At 63.6% G+C, this 17315-nt stretch carries 19 protein-coding genes and 1 other RNA gene; 11 read left to right on the top strand and 9 right to left on the bottom strand.

The features are described from left to right. Positions 1 to 77: 77 nt before the first annotated feature. From recF to DMO26_RS14830, 3 genes are all read left to right on the top strand, one after another. Entirely contained in the window at positions 78 to 1202 is a 1125-nt protein-coding gene (recF, locus tag DMO26_RS14840) for a DNA replication/repair protein RecF (RefSeq protein WP_117192927.1), read from the top strand. 139 nt (positions 1203 to 1341) lie between these two features. Next, positions 1342 to 2127 (top strand): molybdopterin-synthase adenylyltransferase MoeB, encoded by a 786-nt coding sequence (moeB, locus tag DMO26_RS14835; RefSeq protein ID WP_117192926.1) that lies wholly within the window; start codon positions 1342 to 1344, stop codon positions 2125 to 2127. Further along, positions 2127 to 2597 carry a GNAT family N-acetyltransferase gene (locus DMO26_RS14830; protein WP_117193105.1) on the top strand — a complete coding sequence of 157 codons (471 nt, stop codon included), beginning with the start codon at positions 2127 to 2129 and terminating at the stop codon, positions 2595 to 2597. The genes moeB and DMO26_RS14830 overlap by 1 nt, the downstream gene beginning before the upstream one ends. 2 nt (positions 2598 to 2599) lie before the next feature. On the opposite strand, the gene DMO26_RS14825 is transcribed toward DMO26_RS14830, so the two are convergent. Then, positions 2600 to 3604 (bottom strand): 2-hydroxyacid dehydrogenase, encoded by a 1005-nt coding sequence (locus DMO26_RS14825; protein ID WP_117192925.1) that lies wholly within the window; start codon positions 3602 to 3604, stop codon positions 2600 to 2602. A gap of 153 nt (positions 3605 to 3757) precedes the next feature. Here DMO26_RS14825 and DMO26_RS14820 point away from each other — a divergent pair, with 153 nt between their 5' ends. Continuing rightward, positions 3758 to 4291: an SH3 domain-containing protein gene (locus DMO26_RS14820; RefSeq protein WP_117192924.1), complete on the top strand. Its 534-nt coding sequence runs from the start codon at positions 3758 to 3760 to the stop codon at positions 4289 to 4291. Positions 4292 to 4451: 160 nt separating this feature from the next. Here DMO26_RS14820 and DMO26_RS14815 read toward each other — a convergent pair whose 3' ends face one another. Further along, positions 4452 to 5444, bottom strand: a complete 993-nt coding sequence (locus DMO26_RS14815) for an adenosine kinase (protein WP_117192923.1) — start codon at positions 5442 to 5444, stop codon at positions 4452 to 4454. Positions 5445 to 5809: 365 nt separating this feature from the next. On the opposite strand from DMO26_RS14815, the gene DMO26_RS14810 reads away from it, so the two are divergent. After that, positions 5810 to 6754 (top strand): AEC family transporter, encoded by a 945-nt coding sequence (locus DMO26_RS14810; RefSeq protein ID WP_162894924.1) that lies wholly within the window; start codon positions 5810 to 5812, stop codon positions 6752 to 6754. 84 nt (positions 6755 to 6838) lie between these two features. Here the strand turns inward: DMO26_RS14810 and DMO26_RS14805 are convergent, their stop codons facing one another. Next, a complete protein-coding gene (locus DMO26_RS14805) occupies positions 6839 to 7417 on the bottom strand; it encodes a c-type cytochrome (protein WP_117192921.1) in 579 nt (192 codons plus the stop codon). Positions 7418 to 7569: 152 nt separating this feature from the next. Here DMO26_RS14805 and DMO26_RS14800 point away from each other — a divergent pair, with 152 nt between their 5' ends. Then, on the top strand, positions 7570 to 8331 hold the full coding sequence (locus DMO26_RS14800) for a 3-deoxy-manno-octulosonate cytidylyltransferase (protein WP_117192920.1): 762 nt from the start codon (positions 7570 to 7572) through the stop codon (positions 8329 to 8331). Between the two features lie 22 nt (positions 8332 to 8353). Continuing rightward, positions 8354 to 9217, top strand: coding sequence for a prephenate dehydratase (locus DMO26_RS14795; RefSeq protein ID WP_117192919.1), 864 nt, complete (start codon positions 8354 to 8356; stop codon positions 9215 to 9217). A 486-nt stretch (positions 9218 to 9703) separates the two neighbouring features. Here DMO26_RS14795 and DMO26_RS14790 read toward each other — a convergent pair whose 3' ends face one another. From DMO26_RS14790 to DMO26_RS14765, 5 genes are all read right to left on the bottom strand, one after another. After that, a complete protein-coding gene (locus DMO26_RS14790) occupies positions 9704 to 10234 on the bottom strand; it encodes an AAA family ATPase (RefSeq protein ID WP_117192918.1) in 531 nt (176 codons plus the stop codon). 243 nt (positions 10235 to 10477) lie between these two features. Beyond that, on the bottom strand, positions 10478 to 10849 hold the full coding sequence (locus tag DMO26_RS14785; RefSeq protein WP_117192917.1) for a VOC family protein: 372 nt from the start codon (positions 10847 to 10849) through the stop codon (positions 10478 to 10480). A 69-nt stretch (positions 10850 to 10918) separates the two neighbouring features. Further along, the gene (locus DMO26_RS14780) at positions 10919 to 11614 is read right to left on the bottom strand and encodes a helix-turn-helix transcriptional regulator (RefSeq protein ID WP_117192916.1); all 696 of its coding nucleotides are present in this window, start codon (positions 11612 to 11614) and stop codon (positions 10919 to 10921) included. A gap of 202 nt (positions 11615 to 11816) precedes the next feature. Beyond that, positions 11817 to 12773 carry an NAD(+) diphosphatase gene (nudC, locus tag DMO26_RS14770; RefSeq protein WP_117192914.1) on the bottom strand — a complete coding sequence of 319 codons (957 nt, stop codon included), beginning with the start codon at positions 12771 to 12773 and terminating at the stop codon, positions 11817 to 11819. After that, positions 12770 to 13180 carry an HIT domain-containing protein gene (locus tag DMO26_RS14765; protein WP_117192913.1) on the bottom strand — a complete coding sequence of 137 codons (411 nt, stop codon included), beginning with the start codon at positions 13178 to 13180 and terminating at the stop codon, positions 12770 to 12772. The genes nudC and DMO26_RS14765 overlap by 4 nt, the downstream gene beginning before the upstream one ends. A gap of 86 nt (positions 13181 to 13266) precedes the next feature. Between DMO26_RS14765 and ffs the strand changes: the two genes are divergently transcribed. The 3 genes from ffs (at position 13267) to DMO26_RS14750 (ending at position 15720) form a co-directional block, all read left to right on the top strand. Then, positions 13267 to 13363, top strand: an RNA gene (ffs, locus tag DMO26_RS14760) — signal recognition particle sRNA small type. 107 nt (positions 13364 to 13470) lie between these two features. Further along, positions 13471 to 15375 (top strand): DNA polymerase III subunit gamma/tau, encoded by a 1905-nt coding sequence (locus tag DMO26_RS14755; protein WP_117192912.1) that lies wholly within the window; start codon positions 13471 to 13473, stop codon positions 15373 to 15375. A 21-nt stretch (positions 15376 to 15396) separates the two neighbouring features. Further along, a complete protein-coding gene (locus tag DMO26_RS14750) occupies positions 15397 to 15720 on the top strand; it encodes a YbaB/EbfC family nucleoid-associated protein (RefSeq protein ID WP_117192911.1) in 324 nt (107 codons plus the stop codon). A gap of 3 nt (positions 15721 to 15723) precedes the next feature. On the opposite strand, the gene DMO26_RS14745 is transcribed toward DMO26_RS14750, so the two are convergent. Then, complete coding sequence (locus tag DMO26_RS14745; RefSeq protein WP_117192910.1) at positions 15724 to 16614, bottom strand: alpha/beta hydrolase family protein; 891 nt, start codon at positions 16612 to 16614, stop codon at positions 15724 to 15726. An 87-nt stretch (positions 16615 to 16701) separates the two neighbouring features. Between DMO26_RS14745 and DMO26_RS14740 the strand changes: the two genes are divergently transcribed. Next, positions 16702 to 17295, top strand: coding sequence for a TetR/AcrR family transcriptional regulator (locus DMO26_RS14740; protein WP_117192909.1), 594 nt, complete (start codon positions 16702 to 16704; stop codon positions 17293 to 17295). The last annotated feature ends 20 nt before the right edge of the window (positions 17296 to 17315 follow it).

Genomic DNA, 17315 nt, shown 5'->3' with positions numbered 1-17315 from the left:
CCCGCCGCATGAACGCAGAGCTTGCCTTCAGGGCGGGAAATCCTTAGCTCCAGTCTCAAGACGAGCAAGATTCCCCCATGGCCCAGAAAACCTTCCTCTCCCGGCTGAAGCTTACCGACTTCCGCAACTATGTGGAAGCAGCGCTTTCGCTCGACGGTCGGCATGTTGTGTTGACGGGCGAGAACGGGGCAGGCAAGACCAATCTGCTCGAAGCCGTCTCCTTCCTGTCGCCGGGACGCGGGTTGCGCCGCGCAGTGCTCTCCGACGTCACCCGTGTCGGCGCCTCCGGCGGCTTCACCATCTTTGCCGATCTCGACGGCATGGAAGGTGAGGTTGCCGTCGGCACCGGCATCGAACCCGGCGATGGCGAGACCGTGTCCCGCAGGCTCAGGCTCAACGGAACGCCGGCCAAATCGACCGAGGAGCTCTCCGACCATCTGAGCGTGCTCTGGCTGACGCCCGCCATGGACGGGCTGTTTACGGGTCCCTCTGCCGACCGCCGCCGTTTTCTCGACCGGCTGGTCCTGTCGCTCGACCATGCCCATGGCCGCCGGGCGAGCGATTTCGAGCGGGCCATGCGCAGCCGCAACCGGCTGTTGTCGGAAGGGCGGTTCGATCCCGCCTGGCTTTCGGCGATCGAGGCGCAGATGGCGGGTCTCGGCATCGCCATGGCCGCCGCCCGGCACGAGATGCTGGGGCTTCTGCGCACCCTTTCGGCCGGCTCCGGCGAAACGCCCTTCCCGACGCCGGTGCTGGCGCTCGAAGGGTTCATGGAGGGGGCGATGGATCGTCCGGCAGCCGATCTCGAAGACGAATACCTGGAAATGCTGCGGGTCGGCCGCGGCCGCGACGCTGCGGCGGGCCGCACGCTTGACGGGCCGCATCGTTCCGACCTTCTGGTCCGCCACCGCGAAAAGGACATGGAGGCCGAGCGCTGCTCGACCGGCGAGCAAAAGGCGCTGCTGATCGGCCTCGTGCTCGCCCATGCGCGGCTGACGGCCGACATGACCGGTTACGCGCCGATCCTGCTGCTCGACGAGATCGCCGCCCATCTCGACGAGGGCCGCCGCGCCGCGCTTTTCGATCTGGTGCACGGCCTCGGCGGCCAGTCCTTCATGACCGGTACGGACCGGCACATGTTTTCGGCGCTCGCAGAAAGGGCGCAGTTTTTTACGGTTTCGCAGGGTGGGATTACCGTTTGAGTCCCGTGCGTTGGCTGAATATCGCCGCTCTTCGCCATCCTCGGCACAAGACCGACGAAAGAGAGGTGGCGGGCTTCCCGAAGCCGCCAGCGACTGAATCCGTCTTACCCGCTCCGATCGCTGGTGCTATGCTTACCCGATGGAAAACCAGACCCCGGAAAAACTGACCCAGGACGAAATCGAGCGTTATCGCCGCCATATCCTGCTGCCGGAAATCGGCGGTGCGGGCCAGCAGAAGATGAAAAATGCCCGCGTGCTGGTGATCGGCGCCGGCGGGCTCGGCGCGCCGATCCTCGAATATCTCGCCGCCGCCGGCATCGGCACGCTCGGCATCATCGATGACGACATCGTTTCGCTTTCCAACCTGCAAAGGCAGGTTATCCACGATACCGGAACGATCGGCGAACTGAAGACCCGGAGCGCGCGGGAGGCGATCGCACGGCTTAATCCGCATGTGCGGGTGATGGATTTCGAGGAGCGCTTTTCGCTGGAATGGGCCTCGCGGCACCTTCGCCGTTTCGACCTGCTGATCGACGGGTCCGACAATTTCGATACGCGTTATGCCGCCGCCGACGCGGCGGAAATCGCCGGGGTTCCGCTCGTCACCGGCGCCGTCGGCCGTTTCGATGGCTCGGTGACGGTGCTGAAACCCTACGAGGCCGGAGCGGACGGCGTCCTCAACCCGGCCTATCGCGATCTCTTTCCGGAAAAGCCCCCGGAAGGCCTGATCCCCGCCTGCGCCGAGACCGGTGTCGTCGGTGCGCTGACGGGCGTCATCGGCACGCTGATGGCCATGGAGGCGATCAAGCTCGTCACCGGCATAGGCGAACCCCTGGTGGGCCGGCTGATGCTCTACGATTCGCTCTCGGCCCATTTCGACACGATCAAATACAAGCGCCGCGCGGCTAAGGCCGCCGCCGAATGATCGACATCATCCGGATCGACGAACGCTTTGGCCGCTGGGACGAGTTACTGGCGCTCATTCTTTCCTCCTTCGCTTATATGGATGGCGTCATCGAGCCGCCTTCCTCAGCCCATCGGTTGACGCTCGCCTCGCTGGCGCAGAAGGCTCGTGACGAAATCGCCTTCGCGGCTGTCGAAGACGGCGGGCTGGTCGGCTGCGTCTTCTGCAAGCCAGAGACCGACTTCCTGTATCTCGGCAAGCTCGCCATCGCGCCGGCACATCAGGGCAGGGGCGTCGGCCGGCGGCTGCTGGCAATCGCCGAGGAGATCGCCAGGGATCGGGAACTGTCGGCGCTCAGGCTCGAAACCCGCATCGAACTCGCCGGCAATCATGCCACCTTCGCCCGTTGGGGTTTCGAGAAAACGGCGGAAAACTCCCATGCGGGTTTCACCCGCGTGACCTCGATCGAGATGCAGAAGCGGCTCGCGTAAACTCAGTTCCGGCCCGGCAGGACCCGGTTGGGCGGTCGGTGGCCGTCGAAGAAGGTGCGGATGTTGATGATCACCTTGTCGCCCATGTCGATGCGGCCCTCGATCGTCGCCGAGCCCATGTGGGGCAGCAGCACGACCTTGCCTTCCCTGGCGAGCTTGACGAGCTTCGGATTGACCACCGGCTCGTTCTGGTAGACGTCGAGGCCGGCGCCGGCGATCTTGTTGTCGCGCAGGAGCTGGATCATCGCCGCCTCGTCGATGATGTCGCCGCGGGCGGTGTTGACGATGATCGACGTCGGCTGCATCAGCGCCAGACGGCGGGCCGAGAGCAGATGGAAGGTCGCCGGCGTCGAGGGGCAGTTGACCGAGACGATGTCGACGCGGGCGAGCATCTGGTCGAGGCTGTCCCAATAGGTCGCCTCCAGTTCCTCTTCCGTCGCCGGGCTGACCGGCTTGCGGTTGTGATAATGGATCGACAACCCGAAGGCCTTGGCGCGGCGGGCGACGGCGGTGCCGATCCGCCCCATGCCGACGATGCCGATCCGCTTGCCCCAGATGCGGCGGCCGAGCATCCATGTCGGGCTCCAGCCGCTCCACTCGCCCGGTTTGTCGGTCAGGATGCGCGAACCTTCGGCGAGCCGCCGGTTGACGGCGAGGATCAGCGCCACGGTCATGTCGGCCGTGTCCTCGGTCAGCACGTTCGGCGTGTTGGTGACGGTGATGCCCTTTCTTGCAGCGGCCTCGATGTCGATATGATCGAAACCGTTGGAAAAGCTCGCGATCAGCTTCAGCTGCGGCCCGGCTGCCTCGATCAGCGTTTCGTCGATGCGGTCGGTGACCGTCGGCACCAGTACGTCGGCCGTCTTCATCGCCGCCGCCAGCTCGTCCCGCGAACGCGGCGTGTCGTCGATGTTGAGTTCGGCCTCGAAAAGCTCGCGCATGCGGGTTTCCACCGCGTCCGGCAGTTTGCGGGTGATATAGACCCTGGGTTTTTTCTTTGCTGTCATGAGCTTCGCTATCTGACGCCTTTTAGGAGGTCCTTAACCAAGTCGCGCGATATTCGGTTCATCCAGGGCGTTTTCTACCAGACCCGTCGGCGAAGACAAACAAAACCTCGCGAGGTTTCGGAAGGCCCGGAATTCGTCAGCCGGAACCAGACCATGCATCGCCTCATTCTTCGCTCCTTCATCGTCCTCAGCTTCTGCCTGGTCGCCTGCCTGTCGACGCAGGCTTACGCCCAGGGCGCCAAAGGCGCCAGCGGCCTGCCGTTGCCGCGCTTCGTCAGCCTCAAGTCGAGGAAGGTGAACATCCGCATCGGTCCGAGCACCGATTATCCGGTTTCCTGGATGTACATGAAATCCGGCACGCCGATGGAGATCATCCAGGAATACGAGAACTGGCGGCGGGTGCGCGATGCCGAGGGCACCGAGGGCTGGGTGAACCAGGCGCTGCTTTCCGGCGATCGCACCGCGGTCGCCGCGCCCTGGATGCGCGGCAAGGGCAAGGACATCTACGTCAACATGCGGCGCGACCCGCAAAGCACGGCGGCCGTCATCGCCAAGCTGGAGCCTGGCGTCGTGCTGCAGATCGGCGAATGCAACGGCGACTGGTGCCGCGCCGAAGCGCACGGCACCGAGGGCTGGGTGGCACAGGCAGAAATCTGGGGCGCCTATCCGGGTGAAGCCTTCAAATAAGGCGGTCGGGCGAACGGGCCGGCCGGCCGGCCGCCGTCATCAGCCCGGGCATGTCCGGGCATCTGCAGCGATCCGTTTCCATGAGACGGCTCAGGTCCCCGGCACAAGGCGGAGGACGGCGAAGAGCAGGGGCGAGGTCTGCCAGAAGACGCTGGCGGCCTCAGAGGAGGCCTTCCTTCCTGGCGGCTTCCGTCAACGACGCCATCGGGCGCGGGCCGATCTGCTGGATGGTGATCGCAGCGGCGAGGCAACCGAGCTTGCCGCAGTCCTCCAGCGAACGGCCCTGCGTGTAACCGAAGAGGAAGCCGGAGGCGAAGAGATCGCCGGCGCCGGTCGTGTCGACCAGTTCCCTGATCGGGTAGGCGGCGATCTTCACGCGTTCGTCGCCGCGCACGATGATGGCGCCTTCCTCGCTGAGCGTCACGGCGGCGAGCTTGCAATCCTCGGAGATCTTCTTCAGCGCCAGATCGAAATCCTCGGTCTCGTAGAGCGACAGCGCCTCCTGCCTGTTGGCGAAGACGATATCGACCGTGCCGGAGCGCATCAAGTCCAGGAACTCCGCGCGGTAACGGCCGACGCAGAAGGGATCGGACAGCGTCATGGAGACTTCGCGGCCATTCGCGTGGGCGATGCGGGCCGATTCGCGGATCGCTTCCTTGGCGCGCGGCGGATCCCAGAGGTAACCTTCGAAATAGGTGACCTTGGCTTCGGCGACAACGTCTTCCTCGACATGTTCCGGACCGAGATCGACGCAGGCGCCGAGATAGGTGTTCATCGAACGCTCGCCATCCGGCGTCACGAAGATCATCGAGCGGGCGGTCGGCGGATGGGTGCCTTCCGGCTTCGTCTGGTAGTGGACGCCCTGGGCGCGAATATCGTGCTGGAAGATCGTACCGAGCTGGTCTTCCGCAACCTTGCCGAAATAGGCGGCCTTGCCGCCGAAACCGGCAATGCCGGCCGCCGTGTTGCCGGCCGAGCCGCCGGAGGCTTCGACGGCCGGACCCATCTTCGAATAGAGAAGTTCGGCACGCTCGGCATCGATCAGGTTCATCGCGCCCTTGGTAATCGCATTCTCGGTCAGGAAGCTGTCGTCGCAGCGGGCGAGAATATCCACGATGGCATTGCCGATGGTCAGCACGTCGAATTTGGGCATCCGGTCTTGATCCTCTTCTCAAGGGTTTGATCGGTGAACCGGTATTCGGGTTTGGAAATGATTGGAAGCGAAATCAGACCTGGGCGCCCGCCGGACCAAGACTTTTGCCGCTCGTCACCGTAATGTCACGATCCAGGGTTATACGCATATCGATCCGGTTGTATCGCCGACCACGGATGAACTGGCGGCGGATCACCGGATGTCCTGGACGAGACCAGGTGGGAAAGCGGGGATGTTGCCCCGCTTTTTTGTTGTCTTGCGGCAGGGCATCCCGACACCGAACGGTCTATCCTGCGGGAAACGCATTTGTATGATCGTTCGGCATGCGCTAGACGCATGAAATCCTTCCCATCGAAAGCATGCCCTTGTCTTCCGTCTTCGCAAACGTGCTGCCCGTCTTCATCCTGATCCTCATCGGCTGGGTGGCGGCAAGGACCGGGATATTGAAGCAGGAGACAGGCGACGCGCTCGGCGAATTCGTCTTCAAGATCGCAGTACCCATGCTGATCTTCCGCACACTCGCGGATGCGCATTTCGAGGGGGCTTCGCCGTTCCGGCTCTGGGTGGCCTATTTCCTCGGGGTGGCGATCACCTGGGCGGTCGGGCATGTCGTGGCGGTCTACGGTTTCCGGCGGGATGCGAAGGTCGGCGTCATCGCCGGCATGTCCGCCTCCTTCGCCAACAACGTCTTCATCGGCCTGCCGCTGGTCGCCCATGTCGTCGGCAAGGAGGGGCTGGTGGCGATCTCGATCCTGCTCGCCATCCACCTGCCGCTGATGATGGTGGCCGGCACGATCCTGATGGAAGGGGCCGTCGCCAAGGTCGAAGGCGGCGAGAGGCGCGGCATTGCGGCCGTCATGAAGCAGGTCGGCTCCAACCTCGCCCGCAATCCGCTGGTCTCGGCGCTTTTCGTCGGCCTCATCTTCAATCTGCTCGGGCTGCACCTGCCGGGACCGATCGCCATCGTCGTCGAGCAGTTCGCGGCGGCGGCGAGCCCTGTCGCGCTGCTGTCGATCGGCATGGCGCTGACGAAATATCCGATCCGCGGCGATATCGGCCTTTCCGGCGCTTCGGCCGCGCTGAAACTGCTGCTGCTGCCGGCGCTCGTCTTCCTGATGAGCCATCTCTTCGGACTTCCCGGCGGCTGGACGGCGGCGCTGGTGCTGACCTCCTCGGTGCCCACCGGGATCAATGCCTGGCTGATCGCCCAGCGCTTCCGCTCCGGCCACAGCCTGGCAGCGTCGGTGATCAGCATCACCACCGCCTTTGGCGTTCTCACCGTCGGCCTCTGGGCCTGGCTCCTGAGCTGAGCGGCCCCGAAAACCTGCTCCGAAAACAGAAATGCCCGGTCGGGCCGGGCATTTCTGTTTGTCTCGACTATCCGATGCGGCCGGTCAGTTGGTGGCCGGAGCAGGAGCGGCAGCGGGATCCGGAAGCGCGACCGGGCTGTCGGCCTGTTCGCGGATATAGGCGATCAGGTTGGCGCGTTCCGTGTCGTTCTTCAGACCGGCAAAGCCCATGGCCGTTCCCTTCACGAAAGCCTTCGGCGCGGTCAGGAAGTGATTGAGGTTGTCGAAGGTCCACTTCTCCTGGCCGCCCTTGGAGAATTCCTTCATGCCGGCCGAATAGGCAAAGCCTTCATGCGAAGCGACCGGGCGGTCGACGAGGCTCCAGAGATCCGGGCCGACCTTGTTCGGCCCTCCCTTCTCGATCGAATGACAGCTCTGACACTTCTTGAAAACGGTCTCGCCGGCCTTCGCATCGGCCTTGGCGAGCAGCTGGGCGATCGGCACGGCGGCAGCGGCGGGTGCGGCGGCCTCGCCGGCGGCCGGCTCTTCGGCTGCAACAATGGCGAAGCCAGGCTTTTCCGGGACTTCAGAGTGGAAAATGCCTTCCGAGGCAATGGACACCGACATCATGACGAAAACCGTGGCAAGCAGGGCGCCTGCCGCCGTGTTGACATAGGGGTTCATCCGCAACTGCTCCTTCGCAACCGCCTGTCAAAAGGCGGGCCATCTTGAAATTGCGCGGAACCTATGTCTTTTGCATGTTTGTTGCAACACGATTATCGCCCCGCGCGTGAGACTTTTTGACACTGTTTACGCGGGAATAGAAGGGTCTTCCCATGAAGAATTCGGCTTTTGACCGGACGCTGGTGCTGATCCCGGCGCGGATGGCATCGACGCGGCTGCCGGGAAAACCCCTGGCTGATATTGCCGGCCTGCCGATGATCGTCCAGGTAGCAAAACGGGCTCAGGAGGCGGAGGTCGGACGAATCATCGTGGCGGTCGACCATCAGGACATCCATGACGCCGTTTCCGCCGCGGGCTTTGAGGCAGTGATGACCCGGCAGGACCACCAATCCGGCTCCGACCGCATCTTCGAAGCGGTGCAGAAGGCCGATCCGGATGCGCGGATGGACTATGTCATCAACGTGCAGGGCGACCTGCCGACCATCGAACCGGAGGCGGTGCGCGCCTCGCTGCGTCCCCTGCAGGAAAACCCCTCGACCGATATCGGCACGCTGACCGTCGAGATCACCGACGAGCACGAAAAGGCCAATCCGAACGTCGTCAAGGTCGTCGGCTCGCCCATTTCCGCCACGCGGCTGAAGGCGCTTTATTTCACCCGCACGACGGCGCCCTACGGCAACGGGCCGCTCTACCACCACATCGGCCTCTACGCCTATCGCCGCGCCGCGCTCGAAAAATTCGTGTCGATGGGGCCTTCGATGCTCGAAAAGCGCGAATCGCTCGAACAGCTGCGGGCGCTCGAAGCCGGCATGCGGATCGACGTCGAGATCGTTGACTCGGTGCCGCTCGGTGTCGATACTCCGGCCGACCTCGAAAAGGCCCGCGCCATCCTTTCCTCCCGCGTTTCCTCGTAACGGACATTCCCGGACCTCAGCCATGAACGCACCCACCAATCGCATCGCCTTCCAGGGCGACTTCGGCGCCAATTCCGACATGGCCTGCCGCGACATGTTTCCGGACATGGAGCCGCTGCCCTGCCCGACATTCGAGGATGCGTTCCAGGCCCTCGAAAACGGCGACGCGGATCTCGCGATGATCCCGATCGAAAACACGATCGCCGGCCGCGTCGCCGATATCCATCACCTTCTGCCGGAATCGCGGCTGCATATCATCGGCGAATATTTCATGCCGATCCGCTTCCAGCTGATGGTGCTGCCGGGCGTGAAGCGCGAGGACATCCGCACCGTGCACAGCCATATCCATGCGCTCGGCCAGTGCCGCAAGATCATCCGCTCGAACGGCTGGAAGGCGGTCGTCGCCGGCGACACGGCCGGTTCCGCCAAGATGGTGTCGGAAAAGGGCGACCGCACGATGGCCGCGCTTGCGCCGCGGCTTGCGGCCGATCTCTACGGCCTCGAAATCCTGGCGGAAAACGTCGAGGATCGGGACGACAACGTCACCCGTTTCGTCGTGCTCTCCCGCGACGAAAAATGGGTGCAGCGGAACAATCCCGACGACGTGATCGTCACCACCTTCGTCTTCAACGTCCGCAACATTCCGGCCGCGCTCTACAAGGCGATGGGCGGCTTTGCCACCAACGGCATCAACATGACCAAGCTCGAAAGCTACCAGCTCGGCGGCAAGTTCGTGGCCACCCAGTTCTATGCGGATATCGAAGGCCATCCGGACGACGGCCCGGTGCGCCGGGCGCTCGAAGAGCTGCGGTTCTTTTCCGAGAAGGTGCGGATCCTCGGCACGTACAAGGGCCACCCGATGCGCGGGGCGCTGCAGAAGAACTGACGTGCGCAACAGGACATATTACCCCCTTGGTGCTGCGGGCGGTTTTCCGTTTCGGCCGGGACACGTCGTGTGCCTCGAATGAAATTTTAACAGTGACACGCGACGTGCCCCGTTCGGTGTGTTTATCCGCGCAACTCCGGTCCCTCTGCGGCGGTATGGAATTTAACTCCGTGGAGATGAGCACGGATGCCATACCGGGTTGTGTGCGACACACGCACGCCCCGCCTTGAGGCGGGAGGGAGACCATTTTCTGCGCAGCCTCCGGCAGCCCGTTTGCATAAGGACAGTCCGCCGGATCACCGGTCCCGCCTCGCCGGTTATGCGGACCGGTGTAGCCGAAGCGGGACGGGGAGATGATGGCACGGCTTCGGAGGGCGGGGATGAAAAAGAGAACAAGTCATTGAAAAGGTGGACGGCCGAGCTCAGATCATGCCCCTCACCCCAACCCATTCGGGGTTGAGCCACTCGTCTGGGGCAAGCCGGCTTTCAGTCGGTCTTTCCGCATTTCGACAGAATAGCGTCGACAACGGCGGCGAGCGGCGCAGTGGCATCGATGGTCGTCGCGTTCCCGGGAATGTCTTCCTTCGTCGCATGCAGCCGCACAACCAGCTCCTGTTCGTCGGGTTTTCCGCCAAACTCGTCATCAGGCCTGCCGGCAAGCCGCCTTTTCAGGGTTTCCAAATCGACGTCGAGCTCGAAGACCTCGTCGAAAAGATCAATGAAGCGATGGAAATTCCTGGAACCGCCGCAGAAGAAGGAGATCGGGTGGCTTCGATCGGCCATCAGGGCTTTGACTTTGTCGACGTCCCAAAGATGGTGCCTGTGCCTGAAAGCCGCATCCGGAATGTGCTCGCCACGCGCAGAGCCGTCCAGAGGTTCACCTGTCTGCGGGTCGCCTTCATAAGCCAGTTCTCGGTCGCCATGGACAACGTGATAACCGCGCTGCTGCAGTTCCGTGGCGACCGAGGTCTTGCCGGTCCCGGAAACGCCTTCGATCAGATAGTTCCTGACGCCCATTTCGCTCTCGTTCGATGAACCCGCACGCTCTCCGGCGACGGCCAAGCACCCTGCCACGCGATGTTGCAGGGCGGATACCCTGTACAATTCGAGGGTGACAAGCATATTTCGGGTGTTCCGCCGGCATCGACGGCAGATCGCGAAGTTGCCGATGGCAGCGCGGCGCGGTCCTTCTCCCAGTTTCAACGGGGAGAAGGGTCCGAAGGACGCAGGCGGATGAGGCGCGCGCGCCGGTTCGCAAGCCTAAGCTGCGCTCATCGCATAGACCCGCAGCCGATGTCCGTCCGGGTCGGCGACGGCGAACGTATAGCCGAAATCCATCTCTACCGGCGTCTGCAGCACGGTGAGGCCGCGGGCGGTCCAGTCGGTATAGGTCTTGTCCACGCCGGCGGCATGATCAAGCTTGAAGCAGATCTCCGAGGCGCCGGAACCCGCCGTTACCGAAGGCTCGGCCGTGTGGCGCGACCAGAGACCGAACTTCATGCCGGTCTTCAGCACGAAAAGCGCGAAAGTCGGCGATCTTTCGACTGGCTCGACGCCAAAGATGGACTGGTAGAAATCGGCGCTTTTGAGCGGGTTGTCGACGAAGAGAATGGTAAAATCGGGATGGACCATGTCAGTGCTCCTTTGGTTGGGACTGACCGGAGATTATCGCGGTCTACTGTCAGATAATGGCAGCAGCGATCATGGCTGGGGCGGAATTCCTTCCTTTTCCCGCCATTCCTTGAGCAGCACCGGCCGGCGGCGCGGATAGCGTTTTTCGGTCGAAACGGCGGAAGAAATGCGATCGGTGCGGAAATGGCGGAAATCCTGCCGCAGCTCGCACCAGGCGATCATCACCCTGACGCTGTCGAAGAAGCCGAGCGCGAAGGGCCAGACGCGGCGGTGGGTCAAAGCGCCCCTCTCATCCTCGTAAGCGAGTTCGAGGACGTGTTCGGCCCGGATCGCCTTGCGGATCAGGGCCAAATCGGCATTGCCTTCATTCCGGCGCGGAGTGCCGACAAGCAGGGTCGAATTGTCCAGATCCTCCCTGAGGTCGGGCGGCAGGACGGCGGCGATCTTGGCAAGGGCGTCGACGGCGCCGGCGGCAAGCCGGGAATCGGCCGTTCTCGCCACCCAGCGGGAACCGAGCACCAGCGCCTCGATCTCTTCTTGCGAAAACATCATCGGCGGCAGCATGAAGCCCGGCCGCAGGATATAACCGACCCCCGCCTCGCCTTCGATGAAGGCGCCCTGGGCCTGAAGGCTGGCGATATCGCGGTAGAGCGTGCGCAGGCTGACGCCGGTTTCGGCGGCGAGCTTTGCGCCGCTGACCGGCTGGCGATAACGCCGGAGCGTCTGGAGAAGGGTCAGAAGGCGTTCCGAGCGGGGGATGGTCATGGTGGGGAAATGGTGGAACCCCTCTCCTCGTCATCCCTGTGCTTGTCACAGGGATCCAGCCGACGCGCGTCTGCGCGGCGAAAGGAGCTTTTCAGCCCAAGGACTTGGGCTGGCTGGATTCCTGTGACAAGCACAGGAATGACGGAAGAGGTTATTCGTCCACCGTCCACCAGAACTCTCACTCGTATATCCGGCGCATGCATCACTTCCACTCGATCCAGTCCCTCAGCAGCCGATGCGCTATCGCGCCTCTCACCGGCGCGAAATAGGGGCTGTCCGGACCGGCATCCAGCATGGCGGCCGCCTCCGCGCGGGTGAACCAGCGGACGTCCTGCATTTCCTGCGGGTCGATCCTGATCTCGGTCGATTTCGCCTCGGCATAACAGCCGATCATCAGCGAATGCGGCATCGGCCACGGCTGCGAGGCATGGTAACGGACGCGGCCGGTCTCGATGCCGGCTTCCTCGAAGGTTTCGCGGCGCACGGCATTCTCGATCGTTTCCCCCGGCTCGACGAAACCGGCCAGGCAGGAATACATGCCCTCCTGGAAATGATGGCTGCGGCCGAGCAGGCAGCAGTCGCGCTCGGTATCGATGGTCAGCATGATGACGACCGGATCGGTGCGCGGGAACATCATGTGCTGGCACTGCGTGCAGACCCGCTTGTAGCCGCCGATCTTCGTTTCGGTGGGGGAGCCGCACTTGCCGCAGAATCTGTTGGCGGCATTCCAGTTCAAAAGCGCCACGGCCTGGGCCACCTCGCCCTGCAGCTCGCCTTCGATGAGCGAATCGCGGAAGAGGGCGCGCGGTTCGGTCGGCTTGTAATGGGCCGACAGGTTTTCGGACGGGATCAGCACGGGCACGGCGATGCGCGGCTCGCCGTTTTCGCGGTAACCGAGCAGCACGGCATTGTCGAAATCCGGCTTCAGCTCGGCCAGTTCATAGGCCGAAAAGAGCGGATCGAGGATCTGGCCGTCATGCTTGAGGATCAGCCGGCTGCCGGTGAAGGCGAGGATATGGGTGCCCTCGACGGCCAGCGCCTTCTCGACGCAGTCGTCCTTTCGGTATTCGGCCTGGCGGTCGAGCTTATTGCCGGAAAAGGCGGTGAGTTCGCTCGGTTCGAGATGAGGCACATAGATGTCGAATAGGTTCGCGGTCATGAAAGGGCTTCAACCAGTCTGTTGAGGAAAATCTTCTTCTGATCGGCATCCGCATAGGGCACCGCCTGGCCGAAACCCCAGACGGGACCGGGCCAGTTCGCATCTCCCTCGAAGCGGGCGATGACATGCACATGCAGCTGGCGGACGATATTGCCGATCGCGGCGATGTTGATCTTGGTCGCGCCGGTCGCCTGTTTCAGCGCGGCGCCGACCGACGTGACTTCGGCAAGGAGACGGGCCTGGTCGGCGGGCGACAGGTCGAAGATTTCCATCATGCCGGCGCGCTCAGGCACCATGACCAGCCAGGGCCAGCGGCTGTCGTTCTGGATTCGGAGCTGGCACAGATCCAGCTTTTTCACGAGAGAGGAATCCCGGTCGATCCGCCCGTCCAGTTCGAATTCGCTCAAGCGCTCCTCCCGTCTTTCTTATTTCGATAGCAGTTTTTTACAGGGTTGGCTTGCATTTGGAAGCGTTATTGACGATATGTGCGGCGGGAGGTTGGTGGTGGACGAGCCACTCGCCAACCGGGTCAGGTCCGGAAGGAAGCAGCCCTAACGAGCCCGGCACGGGTCGCCGTGCCAGCCTCCCACCTTCTCATCTTGGTCAAGATCCGGTCCGGTCAAGATCAGGTCCTGTCTGGATCTTTTGGCAGCCGGAATGGCCCGTACAGGCTGAACAGGCCTATAGTCAGGACCTTATGAGCGACAGCGGGCCGACATCTTCCAATCCTTCTTCCCCGGCCCCGGGCGGCAGCGGCTACCGGGTGCTCGCCCGAAAGTACCGTCCCAAGGACTTTTCCGACCTGATGGTCGGCCAGGAGCCGATGGTCCGCACGCTGACCAACGCGTTCGAGACCGGCCGCATCGCCCAGGCCTATATGCTGACCGGCGTTCGAGGCGTCGGCAAGACGACGACCGCCCGCATTCTCGCCCGCGCGCTGAACTACAAGACGCCCGACATCGACAAACCGACGATCGATCTGCGCATTCCCGGCGAACACTGCCAGGCGATCATGGAAGGCCGGCATGTCGATGTCATCGAGATGGACGCCGCGTCGCATACCGGCATCGACGATATCCGCGAGATCATCGAGCAGGTGCGCTATCGCCCGGTTTCGGCGCGCTACAAGGTCTATATCATCGACGAAGTGCACATGCTCTCGACGCAGGCCTTCAACGGCCTCCTGAAGACGCTGGAAGAGCCGCCGGAACATGTGAAGTTCATCTTCGCGACGACCGAAATCCGCAAGGTTCCGATCACCGTGCTTTCCCGCTGCCAGCGGTTCGACCTGCGCCGGATCAGCGCGGCCGATCTGGTCGGGCTGTTCACCAGCATTCTCGAAAAAGAGGGTATTCCGGCCGAGGCCGAAGCGCTCTCGATGATCGCGCGCGCCGCCGAGGGCTCCGCCCGTGACGGCCTTTCGCTGCTCGACCAGGCGATCGCGCATGGCGGCGGCAGCGTCGTCGCCGAGACCGTGCGCGGCATGCTGGGACTGGCCGACCGGGCGCGGATCGTCGATCTCTTCGACCATGTCGTGCGCGGTGACGTGACTTCGGCGCTTTCGGAATTTGCCGCGCAATACGAGGCGGGCGCCAATCCCGTCGTGGTGCTGACGGATCTCGCGGATTTCACCCATCTCGTCACGCGTTTCAAATATATCCCCGATGCGGCGAACGACCCTTCGCTGAGCGAAGTGGAGCGGGTGCGCGGTCGGGAATTTTCCGAAAACGTCGCCGTGAGCACGCTGTCGCGCATCTGGCAGATGCTGCTCAAGGGCATTCCGGAAGCGGAGAATTCCTCGCGGCCCGCAGGTGCTGCGGAAATGGTGCTGATCCGGCTGACGCATGCCGCGCATCTGCCCTCGCCGGAAGATGCGGCGCGGCGGCTGGCGGAATTTTCCGGCGGCGACGGCCAGCGGGCGCCCGTTGCGAACGGCAATGGCGCCAATGGCGGCGGTCGGCCGGTTTCCGCGCCGCAACCGCCGGTGAATGCGCGCGGCACGGAAATCTCCGGCCAGCCGATCCCCTCGGGCGGACCGACGGCGATGCTGCAGGCCGTGCCCAACACCGCACCCCGCGAGATGCCGGTCGGCCGCGCGGAAGAGCAGCCCGCCGAGAAGCCGGCGCCCAAGGTGCCGGTCAATTCGCTCGACGATATCGTCGAGCTCTGCACCAGAAACCGCGATCCTAAGCTGAAGGCGCTGGTGCGCAATTTCGTACGGCTGGTGAAGCTGGAGCCCGGGCGGCTGGAGATGCGGCTGACGGACGGCGGGCCGAACACGCTTCCGGGCGAGATCGGCGTCAAGCTCAAGGAATGGACCGGCATCCACTGGGTCGTCTCGATCAGCAAGGAAGAGGGCGAGCCGACGCTGGTCGAGGCGGACAACAACGCCCGCGAGGCGCGTCTCACCGATGCGCGGGCCGATCCGGACGTGGCGGCAATCCTTGCCCAGTTCCCGGGCGCCAGGATCACCGACGTGCGCATCCGCGCCGCGGAACAGGAAAACGACGCGGAGGAACTGCCGCCACCGGCGACCGCGGAAAGCGCCGAGGGCGACATCCTGCCAGGGGATGACATTCCGGCCGACGACATCGAACTATAAGAAGAGAAGAGGAATTTCGACATGCGCGACATCATGGGCATGATGGGCAAGGTCAAGGAAATGCAGGCCAAGATGGAAAAGATGCAGGCGGATATCGCCAATCTTGAAGTCGAAGGCACGTCCGGCGGCGGCCTGGTCACGGTGCGCATGAACGGCAAGGGCGAGATGCTCGGCCTCAGGATCGATCCTTCGCTCTTCAAGGAAGACGAGGTGGAAATCCTCGAAGACCTGATCATCGCCGCCCACAAGGCCGCCAAGGAGCGCGCCGAGGCGATCGCCGCCGAAAAGACCAAGGAACTCACCGCCGGCCTGCCGATCCCGCCCGGCTTCAAGATGCCGTTCTGAGGTTTACGCGAAACATCTCCCAGGCCAGGGATTGATGCCGTCCCGCAGCCACAACAGCGTGTCCAGCCAGAAGCCCGATGCATGGCGATCGTGGAAGAGGTCGAAATGCCCGACCTTTTCCACGGCGAGATCGGCCGGTTCGAGCATGACCTTGATGGCCTCGGCACCGCTATAATAATCGAGCGACCGCGTCATCGCCGGCTTGGTGGCGAAGGGATCGTCCGAGACGCTGACGGCGAGGATGGGCGCGGTGACGGCTGCGAAACGGGCAAGCGTCTTCTGCCGGTCGGAGGGCTTCAGCCGGAGTTCGAAACGCCTCTTGCCGAAACTCCAGCTATGGACGACGCCGGGCGGCAGGTCCTCCAGCCAGCCCAGCCGCCGGCCCGGAAAATACCCCCAGAGCGTGGTGATGCCCGGCATGGCGACATGCCAGCGGAAGACGAGTTCCAGCTTCTGCGCCGCATGGTAATCCCGCCAGTAGGCATATTGGGCGCCGACCGTCAGCATGCGGTGGATTTTCGCGCCGCTTTCGGCATAACCGGGCAGGAAGCCGCCGATGCTGTGGCCGACCATGAGCACCGGCAGCATCCCTCCCTCGTCGATTGCATGGCGGAGAGCCGCATCGACATCCAGCTCGCCCCACTGCCGCCAGCCGTATTTTTGGCCTGAGAGTTTTGCCGGCCGCGAAAGGCCGATGCCGCGATAGTCGTAGGTCAGGACGTGGAAGCCGTGCGCGGCGAGGAAGGCGGCGTAGCGGTGGTAATACCGCGCCAGGACGCCGGTGGCGCCGTTGATCACCACCGAGCCATGCACGAAAGCCGTCGTCGCCGGCCACCAGTGACCCGTTAGGCTCACCCCATCGGCTGCGACGATTTCCGTTGCGACCGGCTGCATTTCCCATTCCCTCCAGGACGCCTCATGCTCCGAGAATGGCTGGAGTTTCCGCTTGTGTACACTCACTGGTCGGTATACCTTTGTTAGATGGACAACATTTCGACCCGCGAGCGGATCGTCTCGGCCGCCAACAAGCTGTTCTACCGGGAGGGGATCCGCGCCGTCAGCGTCGATGCGGTCGCGGAGGAAGCGGGCATTACCAAGCGTTCGCTCTACTACCACTTCAAGAGCAAGGACGATCTGGTCGCCGCCTATCTCGACTATCGCGACCTGCCCAACCTGAAAGCCTTCAGGCGCTGGTTTGCGGACGCGGCCGGCCGGCTGGAGGACAGGATCGGCGCGATCTTCGACAATCTCGCCGAGGCCGCCCAACATCCGAAATGGAAGGGCTGCGGGTTCCTGCGCACCTCGGCCGAGCTTGCCAACATGCCGGGACATCCGGCGATCGTCGTCGGGGCGGCGCACAAGAAGAAGATCGAAGACTGGCTCGCCTCGTGCATTTCGGCAGAGGGCATGGAAAACGCGGAAGCGCTGGCCAGGCAGATCCGGCTGCTGCTCGACGGATCGTTCGCGGTCGCCATGCTGCACCGGGATCCGTCCTATTTCCGGACCGCCGGGGAAGCGGCGCGGGTGCTGGTGCGGGCCGGCCGCACCACGCCGGCAACGGAAATCCTTGCCTGACCCCTTGCAAGGCTACTATT

The sequence above is a fragment of the Rhizobium terrae genome (genome assembly GCF_003425685.1).
Lineage (GTDB): Bacteria > Pseudomonadota > Alphaproteobacteria > Rhizobiales > Rhizobiaceae > Neorhizobium > Neorhizobium terrae.
The sequence above is the reverse complement of the archived record's forward strand: the minus strand, read 5'-3'. Positions and strand labels throughout refer to the sequence as shown.